This is a genomic window from Kitasatospora sp. NPDC058190 (assembly GCF_042883685.1).
GTDB lineage: Bacteria > Actinomycetota > Actinomycetes > Streptomycetales > Streptomycetaceae > Kitasatospora.
In genome coordinates this window covers 1-19117 of sequence record NZ_JBHVVI010000063.1, presented here as the reverse complement: position 1 = coordinate 19117, position 19117 = coordinate 1, and the positions used below count along the sequence as shown (strand labels likewise).

Sequence of the window (19117 nt, the reverse complement as noted above, 5' to 3'; positions counted from 1 at the left end):
GCTACGGCGCGTCCGAGCCGACCGTCAACTCCGCGACGAGCTCGCGGTAGACGTCGAAGGCCGGCTTGCGGGTGCAGTCGTCGCGCAGCAGGCCGAAGTGGTGGAACAGTCCCGGGCCCGCACTGTCGGCGTCGCGCAGGGCGAAGAAGGTGTAACCGGTGACGGCGAGTTCGGCGGCCAGCCCGGCGACCGTCCGGACCACCTCCTCGACCACCTCGGCCTGCCGCTCCTCGCTCCGCCCGGGGCCGGTGGGCCAGCCGTTCTCGCAGATCCGCAGCGGGACGGTCGGCCCGATCCCGGCCCGGGGCAGCGCGTCGTCACGGAAGCCGGTGAGCACCGCCCGTACGGCGCCGGCGAGTTGGTCGGACGGGACGGGCCAGAAGACGTCCGGGAAGAAGTCCACGCCGACGTAGTCCAGGGCGCGGTGGAAGCGCTCGTCGGCGAGTTTGCCGAGCTCGTCCCAGAAGGTGTCGGCGGCGGCACCGAAGGACGGCGCCGCGTTGAAGCCGACCGCCAGCCGTTCGTAGCCGCAGGTCAGCGCCTCCTCCTTGGCCGCGATGACGCCCTCGACCAGCGCCCGGCGGACGTTCGGGATGCTGCCGTCCACGGGCGGGAGGTCGAGGTTGGGCTCCTCGCAGATCTGCACGCAGGCCAGGCGGCCGCCCTCGGCCCGGACCGTGCGCCGGACGAAGTCCAGCCAGCCCGCCAACTCCCCGCTGTGCTCGCGGAACTGGAGCACGAGGTCGAGCTTCCGGCCCTCGACGGCGTACTGCTCGGGGCGCTCCGGGGTGTGCGCGCCGTCCGGGAACAGCCGGTAGGCGCGGACGATCAACTCGGGCGCGTTGCCCTGGAGTTCGCGCAGGGCGGCGGTGATCCGCGCGGGGTCGTCGGGGCTGACGGGTTCGATCAGGCCGGTGTCGTCGCCGAGCAGTCCGCCGGGATAGATGCCGAAGGTGAAGGTCATGCCGACACCGTAGCCGATATTTTTGGTGTCGCTGCAAGTTTGGTGCGACATCATGGTTCGCCCGTAGGATTCCGCCATGGGACTTCGTGAACGCAAGAAGCAGCAGACCCGGGAGCTCCTGGCCGACACCGCCATGGGCCTGTTCGCCGAGCGCGGCTTCGAGCGCGTCACGGTGGTCGAGGTGGCCCGGGCCGCCGGGGTCTCGCCCAACACGGTGTTCAACTACTTCCCGACCAAGGAGGACCTGTTCTTCGACCGGCAGGACGAGGTGGTCGCCCACCTGGCCGAGGTCGTCCGGGGACGGCCCGCCGGCAGCTCCGCCGTGGACGCCGTACGGGCCGACCTGCTGACGGCCGTCGCCGACGGCGAGCCGACGATCGGCCTGAACCCGCGGATGGCGGCGTTCTGGCGGATCATCGACGACAGCCCGGCCCTGCGGGCCCGACTGCTGGAGCTCGGCGAGCGCGCCGAGGCCGCGCTGGCGGCCGTCCTCGCCGAGGAGTCGGGGGCCGGGGCGGAGGACCCGCTCCCCCGGGTGGTGGCCGGTGCCGTGGCCGGCGCCCACCGTGCGGTGCTCGCCGAGATCCGCCGGGCGATGGTCGCCGGCGAGCCGACCGACGCGGTGCGCAGCCGGGTCGAGGCGGCGGTGGAACGGGCCTTCGGCCTGCTCGGCTCGGGGCTCGCGGACTACCCGCCGAGGCGCTGACCCCGAGGGGGAGTCGAGGCCGTCGCCGTCGCCGTCGTCCGTCCGGGAGTCCGAAGGCGGGCCCCGGACACGGCGGAGGCCGCCCGGTCGGATCGACCCGGCCCGCGCACGCTCCGGCCTTCGGGCCCCCGCCCGCCCGGCCCGAGCAACCGCCGGGCCGCCACCCCGGCTAGGTTGGACGGCATGACCACCGAGGCCCAGGACCAGAGCGCGCCGCTCGTCGCCGTCGCGTCCGCCGACGCCGTACTGCGCCACCCCGAGGCAGGCGAACACCTGCTCACCGACATCGAGCGGGCGCGCGCCAAGCGGTTCCGGCACGAGTCCGGGCGGACCGACTTCACCGCCGGGCACGTCCTGGTCCGGCTCTGCGCCGCCCGGCTGCTCGGCGTCCCGGCCGTCGAGGTGGTGCTCGCCCAGGAGTGCCCGGACTGCGGCCTCGCCGACCACGGCAAGCCGTACCTGCCGGACCACCCCGGGGTGCACGTGAGCCTGTCCCACACCAGGGGCGTGGTGGCGGCCGGAGCCGGCTACCAGCCGGTCGGCGTGGACGTCGAGCTGGCCGCCCGGAGCGGCTCACTGCGCGCGGTCGCCCGCCGGGTGCTCGCCCCGGCCGAGCTGGCCCTGGTCGAGGCGGCACCGGAGCCGAACCGGGCCTTCCTGCGGCAGTGGGTGCGCAAGGAGTCGCTGATCAAGATAGGGCGGGCCACCCTGGACACCCTCGGACAGGTCGACCTCTCCGCCCTGCCACTGGACGTCCCGCCCGGCGCCCCGCTGCACAGCCGGCACGAGGACCTGTACCTGCTCGACTGGACCGACCCCGAGCACGGCGTCGCCGTCGCGGCGGTCAGCTCCGCCCCGCCGCGCATCGTGGAACTGGCCGCGGCCGGGTAGGACCAGGGGCACCCGAGCGCGGGGCCGGTGAATAAGCGGTGTTAGCGTGCCTGGTCGTGGGCACGCCGACGGCGCGCGCCCGCCGACCCAGCTACCCACCGGATCAAAGGGTGCCCCGCCATGGCCAAGTTCCTGCTGAGCCTGCACGTCCTCGCGTCGGTCCTGTTCATAGGCCCGGTCGCGGTGGCCGTCAGCATGTTCCCGCGTCGGGCCAAGGCCGCCCTGGCCGACGGGCCGGACCAGGCCTCGGACGCGGGCGTACTGCGCGTCCTGCACCGGATCACCCAGGTCTACGCCCTGCTCGGCGTCGCGGTGCCGGTGCTGGGCATCGGCCTGGCGCAGGTGATGGACGTGCTCGGGCAGTCCTGGCTGATCGCCTCGATGGTGCTCACCGCGATCGCCGCGCTCTCGCTGCTGCTCTTCGTGCTGCCCGGCCAGCAGGCCGCCGTGGACGCGCTCGGCCTCGACCCGAAGGACGAGCAGCACACCAAGGCGGTCGGCGGCCTGCGGATGCTGCCCATGACGGCCGGGGTGTTCAACCTGCTGTGGGCCGTGGTCGTGGTGCTGATGATCGTCCGACCGGGGTCGACCACCGGAGCCTGAGCGGCCCCGCGGAGCCCGATCCGCCCTGCCCCCTCCCACCGACCGGGTCGGTTCGAGTACCGTCCTTGGCCATGACGATCATGGCGGGCATGGGCAGCCCGACGGGGACCGGCGTCGGCCCGCTGCTGCGCGGCTGGCGCGAGCGACGACAGCTCAGCCAACTGCAACTGGCACTGCGGGCGGACTCCTCGGCCCGGCACCTCAGCTTCGTCGAGACCGGCCGCTCCCACCCGAGCCGCGAACTGGTGCTGCGGCTGGCCACGCAGCTGGACGTCCCGATGCGCGAGTGCAACACCCTGCTGCTGGCGGCCGGTTACGCCCCGCACTACCCCGAGACGCCGCTCGACGACCCGTCGATGGCCGCGCTGCGCGGCGGCATCGAGCGGCTGCTCGCCGCCCACGACCCGTACCCGGCGCTGGTGGTCGACGGGGCCTTCCGGGTGCTGGCCGCCAACCGCTCGCTCGCCCTGCTGCTGGACGGCGTCGCCCCGCAGCTGCTCCGACCGCCGTTCAACGCGATCCGGGTCACCCTGCACCCGGACGGGCTGGCACCGCGCATCGTCAACCACCGACAGTGGCGGCGGCACCTGCTGGAACGGATGGAACAGCAGCTGGATCTGGTCCGCGCCGAGCCGCTGCGGCAGCTGTACGAGGAGGTCAGCGGCTACCCCGAGCCGGCCGACGACCCGGCCGGGCAGGCGCCGGAGGACGGCTTCCCGTTCGCGCTCCCGCTGCGGATCCGGCACGGCGGGCGGGTGCTCTCCTTCCTGTCCACCATCGCGACCTTCAACACCCCGCTGGACGTCACCGTCTCCGAGCTGGCCATGGAGACTTTCCTGCCGGCCGACGCGGAGACGGTCCGCTTCCTGCAATCCGCGGTGGGTCCGGAGCGCTAGCGGCCATGCCTCGCGGGTAAGGACCGTTGAGCTCACGCCCTGCCCGGCCGGCGCAGCAGCACGCCCGCCCGCTTCACCGCGCGGGCGGTGATCGTGGTCTCCGCGCGGGCGACTCCGAGCGGGCCGAGGGTGTCGGTGAGGAAGCGGTAGAGGCCGCCGTGGTCCGGGCAGAAGAGCGTCGCCAGCAGGTTGGTCGGGCCGCTGGTGGCGAAGACGCCGTGCACCTGCGGGTGGCGGGCCAGCTCGGCGCCGATCTCGGCGAGCCGGCCGGGCGGCACGTCCAGCCAGAGGTTGGCGTCCACGGCCATGCCGAGCAGCCGCGGGTCCACGGTGGCGTGGGTGCGCAGCAGCCCGGCCTCGGCCAGCCGGTGCAGCCGGCGCCGGACGGTCGACTCGGGCGCGCCGACCGCCCCGGCCAGCACGGCGTGGGACTGCCGGGCGTCCTCGCCCAGCCGGTCCAGCAGCGTACGGTCGAGCCCGTCCAAGGGCGGGGGCGCGGCGGGGCGCGGGGGGACGGGCCGGGCGAGAGCGGCGGCCTCTCGCTCGGTCAGGTAGCCGGCCTGCCATTGCCCGGCGTCGGCGAAGGCGTGCAGCACGGCGTGGGTGGTGGTCTCGGTGACGGCACCGGTCGCGGGCAGTTGCCCGTACAGCAGGCGGTCGCGGGAGCCGGCGTCGCTCAGCATGACGGCGCCGACCTCGTGGCCGCCGAGCATCACGTCGACGAAGGGCACGTCGGGGCGGGCGGCCAGGGCCTCGGCGATCGCGTCCACCCGGCCGCGCAGCACCCGGACCCGCAGCAGCAGCGCGCCCACGGCGGCGTCCTCGATGTCGGGCATCCGGACCACCCGCAGCGCCCCGGCCTGCCGCATCCGGCTCAGGCGCCGGGTGACAGTCCGGGCGGAGACGCCCAGCACCTCGGCGATCCGGCCGGGCTCGGCCCGTCCGTCCAGCTGGAGCGCGCAGACCAGGCGACGGTCGAGGGTGTCCAGCACGGTGTCCGGATCGGTCGTGGTGAGGTCCATGATGTCCGATCTCCGTCGTTCGTGGCCGCTTGAGCGTCCTGTTCGGCAGCCCTGACGGTACTCCTTGTCCTGGACGGCCGGAGCGAACCGGCCCGGGAACGGAGGAGTCGGCGCGATGGACGAGCTGTGGACGCTGGCGGACGGTGTGGAGGCCGCGGTGCGGGAGGTCGGCGGGAGGCTGGCGGCCGGTCGGCCGGTCGAGCCGACGCCGGCGCGGACCGCGGCGGAGGCGGCGGCGCGCTTCGCGGAGCTGGACGGCCCGGCCGCCGCCGAACTGCGCGAGCGGCTGAGCGCGCTGCACCCGCGGGCCGGCTGGGTGCCGGAGGAGTTGGACGGCTCGGTGCCCGGCGAGGGCGAGTGGTGGGTGTGCGACGCGACCGACGGTGCGGTGCAGTACCTGCTGGGGCAGCCCCACTGGGCGGTGACGGCGACGCTGGTGCGGGACGGCGCGGCGGTGCTGGCCGTGGTGCACGCCCCGGAGCTGTTCGGCGCGGGCCGGACCTACCGGGCGGTGCTGGGCGGTGGGGCGCAGCTGGACGGGCGGCCGATCGCGCCGCTGGAGCGTGAGTTGGCGGTCACCGTCGCCGCCACCAGCCAGCCGCCCCGGGTGGCCGACGACCCGGTGGCGCTGCGCCGGGCCGGCGAGTCGCTGTCCGCGATGGCGGGCGCCGTGCCCGCGGTGCGCAACCTCGGCCCGACCGCGCTGCAGGTGGCCCAGGTCGGCTCCGGGCACCTGGCGCTGTTCTGGGAGTACGGCGCGGACGCGGGCAACCTGCTGCCCGGCGCGCTGATCGCGAGCGAGGCGGGCGCGGCGGTGACGGACGCCGCCGGGGCGGCCTGGACGGCCGGCTCCGACAGCTTCCTTGCCGCCGCGCCCGGGCTGCACGCGGACGCGCTGGGCGTGCTGCGGGCGGTCAGCTGAGTCCGAACAGGGCGGCCGCGTTGTCGTGGCAGACCGCCCGCAGCCACTCCTCCCCCAGGCCCAGCCCGGCCAGCGCCTCCAGCTGGTGGACGTACCGGTACGGGATGTTGGGGAAGTCGCTGCCGAGCAGGACGCGCTCCTGGAGCCCGCGCAGCCGCGGCAGTTCGTCGCGCGGGAACGGGGCGTCGACCTCGGCGAAGTCGGTGAACGCCATGGTGGTGTCCAGCCGGACGGCCGGGTGGCGCTCGGCCAGGTCGAGGAAGTCGCGGTACTCGGACATGCCGAGGTGGGCGACCACCAGGACCAGTCCGGGGTGCCGCTCCAGCACCTCGCCGATCGGGCCGGGCCCGGTGAACTTGCCCGGCACCGGACCGGATCCGCAGTGGGTGACCACCGGGGTGCCGGTATCGGCGAGCAGCCCCCAGACCTCGTCCAGCCGCGCGTCCGTCGGGTCGTAGCCGCCGACCTGGAGGTGCGCCTTGAACACCCGGGCGCCGTCCTCGACGGCCCGTGACACGTACCCTGCCGCCCCGGGTTCGGGGAAGAAGGTCGCGGTGTGCAGGCACTCCGGGGTGCGGGCGGCGAAGTCGGCGGCCCAGGCGTTCAGCCAGGCGGCCATGCCGGGCTTGTGCGGGTAGAGCATCGAGGTGAACGCCCGGACGCCGAACTCCCGCAGCCGCCGGACGCGTTGCTCCTCCGCCTCGCGGTAGGTGATCGGCCAGGGCCGGTTCACCAGCGGGCCGGCCGCGTCGAAGTACGCCCACACCTTGTCGAGGACGTTCTTCGGCATGAAGTGGGTGTGCACGTCGATCAGTCCGGGCAGCCCCAGGGACTGCCAGAACTCCCGTACCTCTTCGGCTTCTCGCACGCTCATGCGCCCACCTCGCTCCGCTCGGCGAGCGCTTCGCGCAACGCGCACCTTTCGACGATTCGCTCACTTCGTTCGCTCACGCGGGCACCGGGCGGGCGCGGTCGATGATCGCGGCGGTGTCCACGCCGGGCGGCAGGGTGCCGAAGGCGGCGCCGTGGTCGCCGCCCAGGCGGGTGGCGCAGAAGGCGTCGGCCACCGCCGGGTCGCCGTACCGGACCAGCAGCGAGCCCTGGAAGGCCAGCGCCAGCGACTCGACCAGCCGCCGCGTGCGGTACTCCAGGTCGGTCAGGTCGCTGAGCCGCTTGCGCAGTTCGGCGACCGCCGCGTCCAGTCGGCGGTCCGCGCCGGCGGCGGAGTCGAGTTCGCCGAGGAAGGCGTCGACCGTCTCCGGGCGCTTGGCCATGGCGCGCAGCGCGTCCAGGGCGGCGACGTTGCCGGAGCCCTCCCAGATCGACACCAGCGGCGCCTCGCGGTAGAGCCGGGGCATCCCGGACTCCTCCACGTAGCCGTTGCCGCCCAGACACTCCAGCGCCTCGGCGGAGTGCGCCGGACCGCGCTTGCACACCCAGTACTTGGCCACCGCCAGGCCCAACCGCCGTACCAGCGCCTCGGTTTCGTCCCCGGCCAGGGCGAGGTCGGTGGACTGGGCGAGCCGCATCGCGACCACGGTGGCGGCCTCGGACTCCACCACCAGGTCGGCCAGCACGTTGCGCATCAGCGGCTGGTCGACCAGCGCCTTGCCGAACGCCCGGCGGTGCAGGGCGTGGTGGACCGCCCGGGTGGTGCCGTAGCGCATGCCGGAGGCGGCGCCGATCGTGCAGTCCAGGCGGGTCATGTTGACCATTTCGATGATGGTCGGCACGCCCCGGCCCTCCTCGCCGACCAGCCAGCCGACCGCGCCGTCGTACTCCAACTCGGCGGAGGCGTTGGACTTGTTGCCGAGCTTGTCCTTGAGCCGCATCAGGTGCAGCCGGTTGCGGCTGCCGTCCGGAAGGACGCGCGGCAGCATGAAGCAGCTGAGCCCGCCGGGCGCCTGGGCGAGGGTCAGGAAGAGGTCGGACATCGGCGCCGAGGTGAACCACTTGTGGCCGGTGAGCCGGTAGGTGCCGTCGGCGTGCGGGGCGGCGGTGGTGGTGTTGGTGCGGACGTCCGAGCCGCCCTGCTTCTCGGTCATCGACATGCCGGCGATCAGCCCGCGCTTGGTGCGCGGCTCGCGCAGCCCGTAGTCGTACGCGGTGGCGGCCAGCAGCGGCTCCAACTCGGCGGCCAGGGAGGGGTTGTGGCGCAGGGCCGGAACGGCGGCGTAGGTCATCGAGATCGGGCAGGTGTGGCCGGCCTCGACCTGGCCCCAGACGTAGAACTTGGCGGCGCGCGCGGAGTGGGCGCCGGGCCGCTCGTCCCGCCAGGGCGCGGCGTGCAGACCGTACGAGACGGCGGTGCGCATCAGCTCGTGCCAGTACGGGTGGAACTCGACCTCGTCGATCCGGTGGCCGAAGCGGTCGTGGGTGCGCAGCACGGGCGGGTTCTCGTTGGCCAGTCGACCCCAGTCGGCGGCCTGCTCGGACCCGGCCAGGCGGCCGAGTTCGCGCAGCTCGGGCTCGGCCCAGCCGGCGCCGGCCCGGTCCAGGGCCGCGAGCAGGGTCGGGTCGGCGGCGGTGTCGTGTCCGTACGGCAGGGGCACCTGGTTGGTGACCTCATGCGTCGCTGTCATCGCGTCCTCCCAGGGCACGCAGGGTGAAGGAGACCAGGGCGGGGACCACCGTGGTGTTGTCGCTGTGCTGGTTGTCGCCGGGTCGGGGCCCGACGCTTTCGACCGGCGCGGCGGCGAGCGGGCCGGCCAGTGCCTCGCCGACCGCGCCGACCAGGGCGGCGGCGGTCAGCACCGGGTCCTGCTCGGGGAGTTCGCCGTTCGCCACGGCGGCGGCGATCTCGGTGGCGATCACGTCCCGGAACGCCCGCCGGAAGACCAGGCGCTCGCCGTCCACCACCGCGTCGGCCGGCTCGACCAGCAGCGCGTACGCCAGCCGGGGCGCGCGCAGCGCACGGGCGGCGAAGGTCTCGACCACGGCGGCGATCCGCCGCTGCGGGGTGTCCCGGCGGGCGACGGCGGCGTTGACCGCCTCGATCTCCCGGGTGACCACCCGGCGGAACAGCTGCACCGACAGCTCGGCCTTGTTGGCGAAGTGCTGGTAGAGGCTGCCGGTGGCGACCCCGGCGCGCTCCGCCACGGCGGCCATGGTGCAGCCGCCGTAGCCGCGCTCGGCGAGCAGGCCGACCGCGGCCTGCAGTACCGCCTCGCGCTGGGCGTCCAGGCGGGCTTGCACGGCGGGGGTGCGTCGATAGGCCATGGAAGCATTGAAGCACTGATTCACTTCTTCGGGGAGGGGGTCGGCGGGTGCGCCACCCCGCGCTGCCCCGCGCTGCCCCGCGCTGCCCCGCGCTGCCCCGCGCCGAACGACGGGAGGCCGCCCCGGGCGGGGCGGCCTCCTGGTTCTGCCTGGTACTGCTGGACTGCTGGACTGCTGGACCGCTCCTGAGCGCTACAGCGGGCGGCGCTCCTGCTCCAGCCGCTGACCCTCGATGTCGAGCGGGCCGAAGGACGGCACCAGCTGCGGCGACTTGGCCAGCGAGCGTGCGGTGTCCTGATCGCCGGCCAGGCCGGCCCACTCCAGCACCTTGGCGGTCGCCTCGGCCGACTCGTCGGCCGGCAGCTTGCTGATGTTCGAGCCGTGGTTGCCGCCCGGGACGGTGTAGACGTAGCAGTCGTCGCTGCCCCGGCCCAGCTCGAACGGCTTGGCGCCCCACGGGTCGTTGCCGCCGTAGACGAAGATGATCCGCTCGGCGTGGTGCTTCACCCAGCGGTCGATGTCGGGCATCGCCTTCGGGTTGAAGGTCGTCGGGATCTCCTTGGGCACGTACGCGCGCGGCGCGTACAGCTCCTTGTAGTCGTAGTGCAGGAGGTCCTTCAGGTACGAGACGTCGAAGAACGGCGCGCCGAGCTCGGTCGCGGCCTGGTAGTAGTACGCGGTGTACTTCGACAGGCCCTGGTCGCTGGCGGTGGTCACCCCTTCCTGCGCGTCGAACCACTTGTAGATCTCGTCGTCGGTCGCGGTGGCCGCCACCGGGACCTTGGCGCAGTCGGACTCCATGCTGTACTGCCAGAAGCCCCAGACCACGTCGAGCACGCTGCCCTCGTAGGCCCGGTCCACCGAACCGATCACGTTGAACGTGGAGCCGGCGGCCTTGTTGTCGGCCTCGAAGCGCGGCTCCAGCCGGTCCCGGCGCACCAGCAGCTCGCGCTGGACGGCGTCGAGCGCGGCCCGGCACTCGGGAGTGCCGACGTTCTGGAAGAACTCGGTGTAGGCCGAGTAGTCGTTGACGTCGGTGTTGTTCGGCGCGACGTAGGCGATCGTGCCCGCCACGTCGTCCGGGTAGAACCGGCGGTAGTAGGTGGAGGACATGCCGCCCTTGCTGGCGCCGGTGGAGAGCCACTCCCGCTGGTAGATCCGCTTCAGCGCGGTCACCAGCTCGTGCGAGTCGGCGGCCTGCTGGCGGATGCCGGCCTTGGACCAGTCGGCCGGCTCGGGGCGGGAGGGGGTGAAGTAGCGGTACTCGATGGAGACCTGGTTGCCGTCCACCAGCCGGGTCGGCTCGGTGCGGGACGGGCTGGTGCCCAGCGTGTAGCCGTTGGTGTAGAAGACGGTCGGGCGGTCGTAGCCGCGGTGCAGCACGCTGAAGCGCTGCTGGAAGGTGCCCAGCCAGGGGCGGAAGTGGTCGATCGGCTGGGTGTAGGTGGCCAGGAAGTAGCGGTGGCCGGTGGTGGTCGGCTTCTCCTCGGTGATGGTCACCCCGGGGATCGCCGCCAGGCGGTCCTTGATGTCGGCGTTCGGGTCGTCGGCCGGGCTGCGGCCGTGGGCGGCGCCCGACGCCTCGGCGCCCTGACCGGCGGCGGCGAAGGCCGGGGTGGCCAGGCCGCCGATCGCGAACACCGGTATCAGCAGGACGGAAACCAGCAGTCTTCTCAGCTTGGTGGTCATCAACTCTCCATCTGGTCAACGGACATGACGGCTGCATCGTCGGCACGACTCTGCGGTGCGGGTGGTGCGGCGGCCGCCTCGTGGACGGCCGAATGGACCACCCGCCTGGTCGCGGGTGGTCCATCGGGGGAAGGTGCTGGTCAGTGGCGTTGCCTCGGTTCCGTCGGCTGCTCGGGGCGGGTCGCCCGCTGAAGGGGTGCGCGCGGGCGGGTCAGGACTCACGGGCGGGGCTTGAGGGCGGGGCAACGCTTTCGGGCAGGCAGGCTTACGGGCAGGTCCGGGCTTACGGGCGGGGCAGGGTGCAGCCCGGCAGGGTGAGGTCGAGCCGGTTGCCGGGGGCGAAGCAGGCGGGGATGCCGTAGGTCTCCTGGGCGTAGCCGATGCCCTGGTGCACCGTCACCGCGCCGTTCTCGTCGACCTCGCACGGGTTGTCGAGGGTGCAGGACTCACCGTTCTCGTTGATCGTGTTGTTCACGGCGACCAGCAGGCCGGTCGAGGCGTCGACCACCGGCGAACCGGAGGTGCCGCCGATCACGTCGCAGCCGGAGGTGTAGCGGACCGAGTCCTTGAAGGTCCAGTCGGCCTCGTTCAACTGGTAGGCGAAGCCGTCGATCGAGCAGGAGTAGATCTTCTTCCAGTAGCCGGAGACGACTCGAATGTCCGCACCCTGGGTGGGATGGGTGTCGGCGACGGTCAGCGGGGAGATCCCGTACTTGGACTTGATCGAGGCGTAGCTGGTGTTCAGCTGGTAGATCGACACATCGGTGTCGGTCATGGCGCCGTAGACCACCTTGGTCGCGCGCAGGGTGGCGAGGCGGCCACCGGCGGCACCGAGGAGGCTGAAGGTCCGGCTGGAGGGCTGGTCGAGCACCACTTCGCCGGGGCCGGGCATGCCGGACTCCAGGCAGTGGCCGTTGGAGAGCACGAGGGCCGGGTCGGTCGCGGCCGAGCCGGGCATCCGCACCAGCGAGCCGGAGCAGTTGCTGAGCGCGACCGTCCCGGCGAAGGTGACGGCGGCCTGCGGGGCGGCCTTGGTCGCGTGGGCCGTGTCGGAGAGAACGCCGGCGGCTGCCGGGGTGGCGGCCTGGGCCGGGAGGGCGCCGGCGAGGGCGGTTGCACCGGCGACCAGGAGCGTGGCGAGCATGCCTATGAGCGGCTTCTTCATGAGAGACCTCTCGGTGTGGGGGTCCTCCAAAGCTGTCGCGGACATGACTTACTGTCAAGAGTCAAAACCAGCCCAAGAGAACACCACAGGTCACGAGGGCACGCCCCCGCCCTCCGCCAATCCCGCTAGGGGATCAGCGCACTCAACTCCCCTGCCAGTGGCGCCGACCGAGGCTGATCAGGCGCAGCTGCAGCCGGGCCGTGGCGGCGATCCGCCGCTCGCGGGCGGGGTCCGCCTCCTGGGCCTCCAGGAAGGCGGAGGCCGTCGACACCATGTGGTCCACGTACAACTCGGCGAGCATCCGCAGATCCTGCTCGCTCCAGCCCCGCGAGACCGGCTGGAGCGCCAGGGCGGCGCCCACCTCGGCGGCGAAGCGGCCGAGTTCGGCGTCGATCGCCTCACGCACCTGCCGAACCCCGCCGTGCCGCTCGCGCGCCAGGAAGCGCACGTGCGACCGGTGTTCGCGGACGTGCTGCCGGATCACGTCCACCGCCCGGTCGATCAGCTCCTCGGCGCCGCCGGCCTCGGCGAGCACCGAACGGATCATGACGTGCAGGCTGGCCAGCGACTCCTCGACCAGCGCGACGCCGAGCGCGGCGAGGTCCGGGAAGTGTCGATAGAAGGCGGCAGGCGACAGCCCGGCCTCGCGGGTGACCTCGCGGACACCCAGGCTCGCCAGGTTCTGATCGGCCAGCAGGTGCAGCCCGGCATCCAGCAAGGCCCGCCGACTCTGCTGCTTCTGGGCCTGTCTGGCCCCCACGGTGTGACTCACGCCATTCAGTAAACAGTCGTTTGCCGAACTTGGCCAGCCGGGCGTACAGTGGTGCCCGAAGTCAGTGAACACTTGTCAACCGAAACACAGCCGAAACCGGCGCAGCCGCACCCGCAGCTGAAGGAGTCAGCCGTGATCCTGTTCTCCGCCCTGGTCGCCATGGGCGTCCTGATCGGCACCGCCGCCCACCTGCCCCTCCCGGTCTTCCTCACCGCCGCCGCCGCGATCACCGCCTGGCTGCTCGGCTTCGGCGCCCGCGAGGGCATCGCCCGCCTGCGGCACCGCTGACCGGGCCGCTCCGGCCACTCCAGCCGCCCCGTCCACTCCGCCGAGAGGACCCGCCACCGCCATGAGCACCGTCGCCGAAAGCGCCATCACCAAGCGCGCCGCAGACCGAGCCGCCACCGACCGTCAGGGCACCGCCGAGGCCGACAACCTGGCCATCGCCTCCTTCCTCCTCGGCCTCCCGGGCCTGCTGCTCTTCAACATCGTCCTGGGCCCGATCGCCATCACCCTCGCCACTCTGGCCCTGGTCCGTGGCACCAGCCGTCGCGGCCGCGCCTTCCTCGGCCTGGCCCTCGGCATCGCCTCCCTGGTCATCCTCGCCGTCACCACCGCCACCTCCCACGGTGTGCTCATCGACATCAGCTCCTGAGTCCGGCCCTGGGCCCACCTCTGGGGCCCACCCCGGAGGAGTGCCGCTCGAGGCCCGTCCCTGAGCTGACCTCAACTCCTCGTCTCACCCCTCGAACAGCTGATCCCGTCAACCCCGCCCACGCCCCCGGACCGCCACGTAGGGTGGCCCCATTGACCGGGTGAGCACAGGGGGCAGGAGTGACTACCGAGATCCACAGCGGCGCGCAGCCGACGCCCACCGGGGCGGGCGGGCGGCTGCTCGCGGTGAGCGATCTGCACATCTCCTACCAGGAGAACCGCGACCTGGTGGAGAAGCTCCAGCCCACCCACCCCGACGACTGGCTGCTCGTCGCCGGGGACGTCGCCGAGCTGACCACCAGCATCGAGTGGGCGCTCGGCCTGCTCGCCGAACGCTTCGCCCGCGTGGTGTGGGCGCCCGGCAACCACGAGCTGTGGACCCACCCCGAGGACCCGGTCCAGCTCCGCGGCGTGGCCCGCTACGAACACCTGGTGGAACTGTGCCGCGGCCTCGGCGTCGTCACCCCCGAGGACCCGTACCCGCTCTGGCAGGGTGCCGGCGGCCCCGTCCGCATCGCCCCGCTCTTCCTCCTGTACGACTACTCCTTCCGTGCGCCCGGCACGACCACCAAGGAGGAGTCCCTGGCGGCCGCCTACGAGAGCGGCATCGTCTGCGCCGACGAGCGGATGCTCCACCCGGACCCGTTCCCGGACCTGGACTCCTGGTGCCGCGAGCGCGTCCGGCTGACCGAGCGGCGGCTCGCCGCCTGCGACCCGGACGTCCCGCTCGTCCTGGTCAACCACTACCCGACCGTCCGCCACCCCACCGAGGTGCTCTGGTACCCCGAGTTCGCCCAGTGGTGCGGCACCGAGCTGACCGCCGACTGGCACCGCCGCTTCAACACCGCCGCGATGATCTACGGCCATCTGCACATCCCGCGCAAGACCAACTACGACGGCGTCCCCTTCGAGGAGGTCTCGCTCGGCTACCCACGCGAGTGGCGCAAGCGCGGGCTGCCGGACCCGCTCCTGCGCGAGGTGTTCCCGCAGGCCGCGGCGGGCTGATCTCCGGGGCCCCCTCGCTGCACGGCCCCGCGCCCCCGCCCCGCGCGTCCTCCACCAGTGGCGTTCGGGCGCACTCCCGCTGGAGTACGCCCGAACCCGGCGCGCCGGTGCGCTACTCCGCCGAGGCGGCCCGCGCCTTCTCCTCCGCCTCCTCGAAGGTCGCCGACGCCTCCGGCCGCGCCAGCGACACCGTCAGCTCCCCGTCGCTCACGTCCGCGATCAGCGTGTCCCCCTCCCGCACGGTGCCGTCCAGCAGCAGGTTGGAGATCCGGTTGTCCAGCTCCGACTGGATCGTCCGGCGCAGCGGCCGCGCCCCGAACTCCGGCTGGTAGCCCCGGTTGACCAGGAACTCCTTCGCCGCCTCGGTGACCTCCAGCTGCACGTCCTGCGCCCGGAGCCGGCGCCGGGTGCGCTCCAGCAGCAGATCGACCACGGACACCAGGTCCTTCCGGGTGAGCGCGTGGAAGACGATCACCTCGTCGATCCGGTTCAGGAACTCCGGACGGAACTGCTGGCGCAGGTCCCGCATCAGGTCGTCCCTGATCTCGTCCACGTTCCCCGCGTGGTCCAGGATCCGCTGTGAACCGAGGTTGCTGGTCATGATCACCACGGTGTTGCGGAAGTCGACCGTACGCCCCTGGGAGTCGGTGAGCCGCCCGTCGTCCAGCACCTGGAGCAGCAGGTTGAAGACGTCCGGGTGCGCCTTCTCCACCTCGTCGAAGAGCAGCACGCTGTACGGCTTGCGGCGCACCGCCTCGGTCAGCTGCCCCGCCTCCTCGTAGCCGACGTACCCGGGCGGGGAGCCGACCAGCCGGGAAACGGTGTGCTTCTCCTGGAACTCGCTCATGTCGAAGCGGATCATCCGGTCCGGATCGCCGAACAGCAGCGCCGCCAGTGCCTTGGCCAGCTCGGTCTTGCCGACGCCGGTCGGTCCGAGGAAGAGGAAGGACCCGGTTGGCCGCTCCGGGTCGCCCATCCCGGCCCGACCGCGGCGCACCGCTTGGGCGACGGCGGTGACCGCGTCGTCCTGGCCGATCACCTTCTCGTGCAGGTGCTCCTCCAGCTTGAGCAGCCGCTCCTTCTCGGTCGCGTTCAGCTCGGCGACCGGGATGCCGGTCCGGGAGGACAGCACCTGGGCGATGTCGTCGGCCGTCACGTCGACGACCTCCTCGCGGGACTCGGCGATCGCCGCCAGCTCGTCCTCGGTGTGCCGCAGCTCGGTCTTCAGGTTGGCGGCCCGCACGAACTCCTCGTCCGCGACGGCCTCGTCCAACTCCCGCTTCAGCTTGGTGATCCGGTCCTGCACCGAGGTGGCCTCGGTGGAGCCGCTGAGGCTGCGCAGCCGCACCCGCGCGCCGGCCTGGTCGAGCAGGTCGATCGCCTTGTCGGGCAGGAAGCGGTCACTGACGTACCGGTCGGAGAGCGTCGCCGCCGCGTCCAACGCCTCGTCGCTGAACCGCACCTGGTGGTGCGCCTCGTACGCGTCGCGCAGTCCCTGCAGGATCTCGATCGTCTCCTCGACGCTCGGCTCCGGCACCAGCACCGGCTGGAAGCGGCGCTCCAGCGCGGCGTCCTTCTCCACGTGCTTGCGGTACTCGTCCAGCGTGGTCGCCCCGACCACGCTCAACTCGCCGCGCGCCAGGGCCGGTTTGAGGATGTTGCCGGCGTCCATCGACCCCTCGCCGCCACCGCCCGCGCCGACCACGGTGTGCAGCTCGTCCAGGAACAGGATCACGCTCTTCTCGGCCGCCGTGACCTCGTCGATCACCTTCTTCAGCCGCTCCTCGAACTCGCCCCGGTACTTGGAGCCGGCCACCAGCGCGGTCAGGTCGAGGGTGACCACCCGCTTGTCCTTGAGGCTCTGCGGCACGTCCCCGGAGACGATCCGCTGGGCCAGGCCCTCGACGATCGCGGTCTTGCCGACGCCCGGCTCACCGATCAGCACCGGGTTGTTCTTGGTCCGCCGGGAGAGGATCTCGACGGTCTGCTCGATCTCCTCGGCCCGCCCGACCACCGGGTCCAGCCGGCCCGAGCGCGCCGCCTCGGTGAGGTCCTGCCCGTACTCGTCCAGCGTCGGCGTCCCGGTCGGGTGCGCGCCGGCGCCGCTGCGCTCGCCACCGGTGCCGCGCCCCTCCAGCGCCGACTTCAGCGCCTCCTGCGAGGGCGCCGCGTTGCGCAGCGCCGTACCCGCACCCGAACGCTCCTGCTCCAGCAGCGCGCCGAGGATGTGCTCCGGGCCGATGTACGAGGCGCCGACCGCCTGCGAGCGGGCGTGCGCGGCCAGCAGCGCGCGCTTGGCCGAGGGAGTGAGCGCGGGCTGCCCGGCCGGCGACTCCGAGGTCCCGGACGGCAGCGCGTGCTCCAGGTCCGCGGACAGCTCGTCCGGGTCGATGCCCGCGCGCTCCAGCATCCGCCGGGAGGGCTCCACCCGGGTGGCCGCCCACGCCAGGTGCGCGGTGTCGAGGTCGCTGCTCCCGTCCTCGGCCGCGCGCTGGGCGGCGAACGCCAGCAGCTCCTGCGAGGACTCGCTGAGCAACCGCCCGATCGGCACCCTCTGCACGGCGGGCGGGGAGGCCAGCGGGCTCATCCCGAAGAACCGGCTGAGCAGGTCGGAGAACGGGTCGTTCGATCCGAACGGGGGCATGGTCACGGCTGTTCACCTCTCCCAAGCGGTTTGCAGCCACAGAAACACAGGGCGCATCCGCCCGCCTGTCGAGCGCATCAGCCGGTGGCGTCACCACCCCGTTCCGCCGTGACCCGGTGATGACATCACCCGGCGATGTCGCTATCCCGTGCTGCCGTCATCCCGTGCTGCCGTCCGTCACCCGGCGATGCCGTCGTCCCGTGCTGCCGTCGTCCCGTGCTGCCGTCATCCCGTGCTGCCGTCCAGCAGCACGCCCCCGCTGTACGTCACCGCCATCGCCAGCAGCCCGGCCACCCCCGCCACGAGCAGCGCGGTACGGGAGCCCGCCGCGCCCACCACCCCGGTCACGATGCCCGCCGTGGAGACCACGCCGCCGTTTGGCACCCAGCACGGCCGCCCGTAGCCAGTTCAGCCGCGCCGACAGCTCCGCCCGGCTCTCCCCCAGCTGCTCCGCCATCCGCCCACCGCTCCCAGGGGTCCGTCCACCGCGCTCAGGGGTCCGTACGGTCCCCCCGATCCTCGCCCGGCCCCTCCGGCCCCGCCACCCGCGACCGTACGTCGGTCAGCAGCTTGTCCAGCAGGCCGGCCAAGGTCTCGCGCTCGGCCGGCGACAGGCCGTCGACGAGCCGCGCCTCCCGGCCCAGCACCACGTCCACGGACTGCTCGACCAGCTCGTGCCCGGCCGCCGTCAGCGACACCAGCACCGCCCGGCTGCCGTGCCCGGCGGGCTTCCCGGGTTCCCGTACGACCAGCCCCTGCGCCTCGGCCCGGGCCACCCGCTGCGAGATCGCGCCCGCCGTGACCAGGGTGCGGCGGGCCAGCTCACGGGTGGTCAGCGCGTACGGTTCACCCGATCGGCGCAGCACGGAGAGCAGGTCGAGCGTCGCGGCGTCGATCCCCGCGGACCGCAGGGCCCGGGCCCGGTCGTCGGCGAACAGCTTGGCGAGCCACCAGACCGGGGTGACGATCTCGATCGAGCCGGTGGGCGTCCCGGGCCGCTCCCGCCGCCAGGCCTCGGCGATCTGAGCTGCCGTCATTTCCGTTGGCACTGCCACCTCCGCTACGTTTAGGCCTAAACATACATCCCTGGAGAGACCCATGGCCCGAACCGTCCTGGTCACCGGCGGCACCAGCGGCATCGGCCGCGCCACCGCCGAACTCTTCGCCGCCGACGGCGAACGCGTCCTGATCACCGGCCGACACCGCGACACCGTCGAGCGCGCCGCCGCCGAGCTGTCCGTCGAAGGCCTGGCATGCGACGCCACCGACCCCCGACAGGTCGCCGAACTGGCCGATCGCATCCCTGAGTTGCACGTCCTGGTCAACGCCTCCGGCGGCCTGCCCGCCCCGACCCCCGCCGACCTCCCGCCGCTCGACGCCGTCCTCGCCGGCTGGCAGGCCAACCTGGCCCAGAACCTGCTCGGCGCCGTCCTCACCACCACCGCCCTACGGCCCGCCCTCACCCCCGGCGGCACCGTCATCAGCATCGGCTCCATCGGCGCCGAACGCCGCGGCGGCGCCTACGGCGCGGCGAAGGCCGCGCTGGCCGCCTGGAACGCGGCCCTCTCCGCCGAACTCGGCCCGCTCGGCGTCACCGCCAACGTCATCTCCCCCGGCTACATCGAGGACACCAACTTCTTCCAGGGCGCCCTGACCTCCGAACGCCGCGCCGCCCTCATCGCCGAGACCCACACCAACCGCCCCGGCACCCCCGCCGACGTCGCCCGCACCGCCCACTTCCTCGCCTCCCCCGGCGCCCGCCACCTCACCGGACAGACCCTCCACCTCAACGGCGGCGCCCACACCACCCGCTAGTCCCGGACTTCGCACATGGGGTTTTAGGTCTCCAGCCAGCGGGGTCGGGTTTCGTCAATGCTGAGGAGTTCGAGCAGGTGTGCTTGGACT

Annotated in this window: 20 protein-coding genes; 9 read left to right on the top strand and 11 right to left on the bottom strand. The window is 73.0% G+C overall.

All coding sequences use genetic code 11. The annotated features are described in order from the left end of the window. Nucleotide 1 precedes the first annotated feature (1 nt). The gene (locus tag ACFVWU_RS26365; protein WP_387625449.1) at nt 2-964 is read right to left on the bottom strand and encodes a hypothetical protein; all 963 of its coding nucleotides are present in this window, start codon (nt 962-964) and stop codon (nt 2-4) included. Between the two features lie 76 nt (nt 965-1040). Here ACFVWU_RS26365 and ACFVWU_RS26360 point away from each other — a divergent pair, with 76 nt between their 5' ends. From ACFVWU_RS26360 to ACFVWU_RS26345, 4 genes are all read left to right on the top strand, one after another. After that, complete coding sequence (locus ACFVWU_RS26360; protein ID WP_387625447.1) at nt 1041-1670, top strand: TetR/AcrR family transcriptional regulator; 630 nt, start codon at nt 1041-1043, stop codon at nt 1668-1670. A 183-nt stretch (nt 1671-1853) separates the two neighbouring features. Continuing rightward, entirely contained in the window at nt 1854-2561 is a 708-nt protein-coding gene (locus ACFVWU_RS26355; protein ID WP_387625445.1) for a 4'-phosphopantetheinyl transferase family protein, read from the top strand. A 120-nt stretch (nt 2562-2681) separates the two neighbouring features. Next, a complete protein-coding gene (locus ACFVWU_RS26350) occupies nt 2682-3164 on the top strand; it encodes a DUF2269 family protein (RefSeq protein WP_387625443.1) in 483 nt (160 codons plus the stop codon). A 71-nt stretch (nt 3165-3235) separates the two neighbouring features. Beyond that, complete coding sequence (locus ACFVWU_RS26345) at nt 3236-4060, top strand: helix-turn-helix domain-containing protein (protein WP_387625441.1); 825 nt, start codon at nt 3236-3238, stop codon at nt 4058-4060. Nucleotides 4061-4092: 32 nt separating this feature from the next. On the opposite strand, the gene ACFVWU_RS26340 is transcribed toward ACFVWU_RS26345, so the two are convergent. Then, nucleotides 4093-5082: an Lrp/AsnC family transcriptional regulator gene (locus ACFVWU_RS26340; protein ID WP_387625439.1), complete on the bottom strand. Its 990-nt coding sequence runs from the start codon at nt 5080-5082 to the stop codon at nt 4093-4095. A 115-nt stretch (nt 5083-5197) separates the two neighbouring features. Between ACFVWU_RS26340 and ACFVWU_RS26335 the strand changes: the two genes are divergently transcribed. Further along, on the top strand, nt 5198-6004 hold the full coding sequence (locus ACFVWU_RS26335; RefSeq protein WP_387625437.1) for an inositol monophosphatase family protein: 807 nt from the start codon (nt 5198-5200) through the stop codon (nt 6002-6004). Here the strand turns inward: ACFVWU_RS26335 and ACFVWU_RS26330 are convergent. From ACFVWU_RS26330 to ACFVWU_RS26305, 6 genes are all read right to left on the bottom strand, one after another. Further along, the gene (locus ACFVWU_RS26330; protein ID WP_387625435.1) at nt 5997-6878 is read right to left on the bottom strand and encodes an amidohydrolase family protein; all 882 of its coding nucleotides are present in this window, start codon (nt 6876-6878) and stop codon (nt 5997-5999) included. The two genes, ACFVWU_RS26335 and ACFVWU_RS26330, sit on opposite strands and share 8 nt — an antisense overlap. 73 nt (nt 6879-6951) lie before the next feature. Next, nucleotides 6952-8586 (bottom strand): acyl-CoA dehydrogenase family protein, encoded by a 1635-nt coding sequence (locus ACFVWU_RS26325; RefSeq protein WP_387625433.1) that lies wholly within the window; start codon nt 8584-8586, stop codon nt 6952-6954. Further along, nucleotides 8570-9223, bottom strand: coding sequence for a TetR/AcrR family transcriptional regulator (locus ACFVWU_RS26320; protein WP_380610680.1), 654 nt, complete (start codon nt 9221-9223; stop codon nt 8570-8572). The genes ACFVWU_RS26325 and ACFVWU_RS26320 overlap by 17 nt, the downstream gene beginning before the upstream one ends. Before the next feature lie 192 nt (nt 9224-9415). Further along, a complete protein-coding gene (locus ACFVWU_RS26315; protein ID WP_387625431.1) occupies nt 9416-10912 on the bottom strand; it encodes a S28 family serine protease in 1497 nt (498 codons plus the stop codon). Between the two features lie 283 nt (nt 10913-11195). Beyond that, complete coding sequence (locus tag ACFVWU_RS26310) at nt 11196-12077, bottom strand: serine protease (protein WP_387625429.1); 882 nt, start codon at nt 12075-12077, stop codon at nt 11196-11198. 142 nt (nt 12078-12219) lie between these two features. Then, nucleotides 12220-12849, bottom strand: a complete 630-nt coding sequence (locus ACFVWU_RS26305) for a TetR family transcriptional regulator (RefSeq protein WP_387625427.1) — start codon at nt 12847-12849, stop codon at nt 12220-12222. A gap of 132 nt (nt 12850-12981) precedes the next feature. On the opposite strand from ACFVWU_RS26305, the gene ACFVWU_RS26300 reads away from it, so the two are divergent. From ACFVWU_RS26300 to ACFVWU_RS26290, 3 genes are all read left to right on the top strand, one after another. Next, nucleotides 12982-13137, top strand: coding sequence for a hypothetical protein (locus ACFVWU_RS26300; protein WP_380610684.1), 156 nt, complete (start codon nt 12982-12984; stop codon nt 13135-13137). 61 nt (nt 13138-13198) lie between these two features. Next, entirely contained in the window at nt 13199-13504 is a 306-nt protein-coding gene (locus ACFVWU_RS26295; protein ID WP_387625425.1) for a DUF4190 domain-containing protein, read from the top strand. 179 nt (nt 13505-13683) lie between these two features. After that, a complete protein-coding gene (locus ACFVWU_RS26290; RefSeq protein WP_387625423.1) occupies nt 13684-14568 on the top strand; it encodes a metallophosphoesterase family protein in 885 nt (294 codons plus the stop codon). 112 nt (nt 14569-14680) lie between these two features. Here ACFVWU_RS26290 and ACFVWU_RS26285 read toward each other — a convergent pair whose 3' ends face one another. The 3 genes from ACFVWU_RS26285 to ACFVWU_RS26275 all read right to left on the bottom strand — a co-directional run bounded on the left by ACFVWU_RS26285 (nt 14681) and on the right by ACFVWU_RS26275 (nt 18249). Next, nucleotides 14681-17212 carry an ATP-dependent Clp protease ATP-binding subunit gene (locus ACFVWU_RS26285; RefSeq protein WP_387625519.1) on the bottom strand — a complete coding sequence of 844 codons (2532 nt, stop codon included), beginning with the start codon at nt 17210-17212 and terminating at the stop codon, nt 14681-14683. A gap of 225 nt (nt 17213-17437) precedes the next feature. Then, a complete protein-coding gene (locus ACFVWU_RS26280) occupies nt 17438-17581 on the bottom strand; it encodes a hypothetical protein (RefSeq protein ID WP_387625421.1) in 144 nt (47 codons plus the stop codon). A 122-nt stretch (nt 17582-17703) separates the two neighbouring features. Then, nucleotides 17704-18249 (bottom strand): MarR family winged helix-turn-helix transcriptional regulator, encoded by a 546-nt coding sequence (locus ACFVWU_RS26275; protein ID WP_387625419.1) that lies wholly within the window; start codon nt 18247-18249, stop codon nt 17704-17706. A gap of 61 nt (nt 18250-18310) precedes the next feature. Here ACFVWU_RS26275 and ACFVWU_RS26270 point away from each other — a divergent pair, with 61 nt between their 5' ends. Then, on the top strand, nt 18311-19027 hold the full coding sequence (locus ACFVWU_RS26270; RefSeq protein WP_387625417.1) for an SDR family NAD(P)-dependent oxidoreductase: 717 nt from the start codon (nt 18311-18313) through the stop codon (nt 19025-19027). Nucleotides 19028-19117 lie beyond the last annotated feature (90 nt).

Excerpts from the sequence above, each read along its gene's own strand:
- ACFVWU_RS26270 (WP_387625417.1), top strand. The coding sequence starts at position 18,311 with ATGGCCCGAACCGTCCTGGTCACCGGCGGCACCAGCGGCATCGGCCGC.
- ACFVWU_RS26355 (WP_387625445.1), top strand. The coding sequence starts at position 1,854 with ATGACCACCGAGGCCCAGGACCAGAGCGCGCCGCTCGTCGCCGTCGCG.
- ACFVWU_RS26325 (WP_387625433.1), bottom strand. The coding sequence starts at position 8,586 with ATGACAGCGACGCATGAGGTCACCAACCAGGTGCCCCTGCCGTACGGA.
- ACFVWU_RS26315 (WP_387625431.1), bottom strand. The coding sequence starts at position 10,912 with ATGACCACCAAGCTGAGAAGACTGCTGGTTTCCGTCCTGCTGATACCG.
- ACFVWU_RS26335 (WP_387625437.1), top strand. The coding sequence starts at position 5,198 with ATGGACGAGCTGTGGACGCTGGCGGACGGTGTGGAGGCCGCGGTGCGG.
- ACFVWU_RS26275 (WP_387625419.1), bottom strand. The coding sequence starts at position 18,249 with ATGACGGCAGCTCAGATCGCCGAGGCCTGGCGGCGGGAGCGGCCCGGG.
- ACFVWU_RS26320 (WP_380610680.1), bottom strand. The coding sequence starts at position 9,223 with ATGGCCTATCGACGCACCCCCGCCGTGCAAGCCCGCCTGGACGCCCAG.
- ACFVWU_RS26285 (WP_387625519.1), bottom strand. The coding sequence starts at position 17,212 with ATGCCCCCGTTCGGATCGAACGACCCGTTCTCCGACCTGCTCAGCCGG.
- ACFVWU_RS26365 (WP_387625449.1), bottom strand. The coding sequence starts at position 964 with ATGACCTTCACCTTCGGCATCTATCCCGGCGGACTGCTCGGCGACGAC.
- ACFVWU_RS26340 (WP_387625439.1), bottom strand. The coding sequence starts at position 5,082 with ATGGACCTCACCACGACCGATCCGGACACCGTGCTGGACACCCTCGAC.
- ACFVWU_RS26310 (WP_387625429.1), bottom strand. The coding sequence starts at position 12,077 with ATGAAGAAGCCGCTCATAGGCATGCTCGCCACGCTCCTGGTCGCCGGT.
- ACFVWU_RS26330 (WP_387625435.1), bottom strand. The coding sequence starts at position 6,878 with ATGAGCGTGCGAGAAGCCGAAGAGGTACGGGAGTTCTGGCAGTCCCTG.
- ACFVWU_RS26350 (WP_387625443.1), top strand. The coding sequence starts at position 2,682 with ATGGCCAAGTTCCTGCTGAGCCTGCACGTCCTCGCGTCGGTCCTGTTC.
- ACFVWU_RS26345 (WP_387625441.1), top strand. The coding sequence starts at position 3,236 with ATGACGATCATGGCGGGCATGGGCAGCCCGACGGGGACCGGCGTCGGC.
- ACFVWU_RS26360 (WP_387625447.1), top strand. The coding sequence starts at position 1,041 with ATGGGACTTCGTGAACGCAAGAAGCAGCAGACCCGGGAGCTCCTGGCC.
- ACFVWU_RS26295 (WP_387625425.1), top strand. The coding sequence starts at position 13,199 with ATGAGCACCGTCGCCGAAAGCGCCATCACCAAGCGCGCCGCAGACCGA.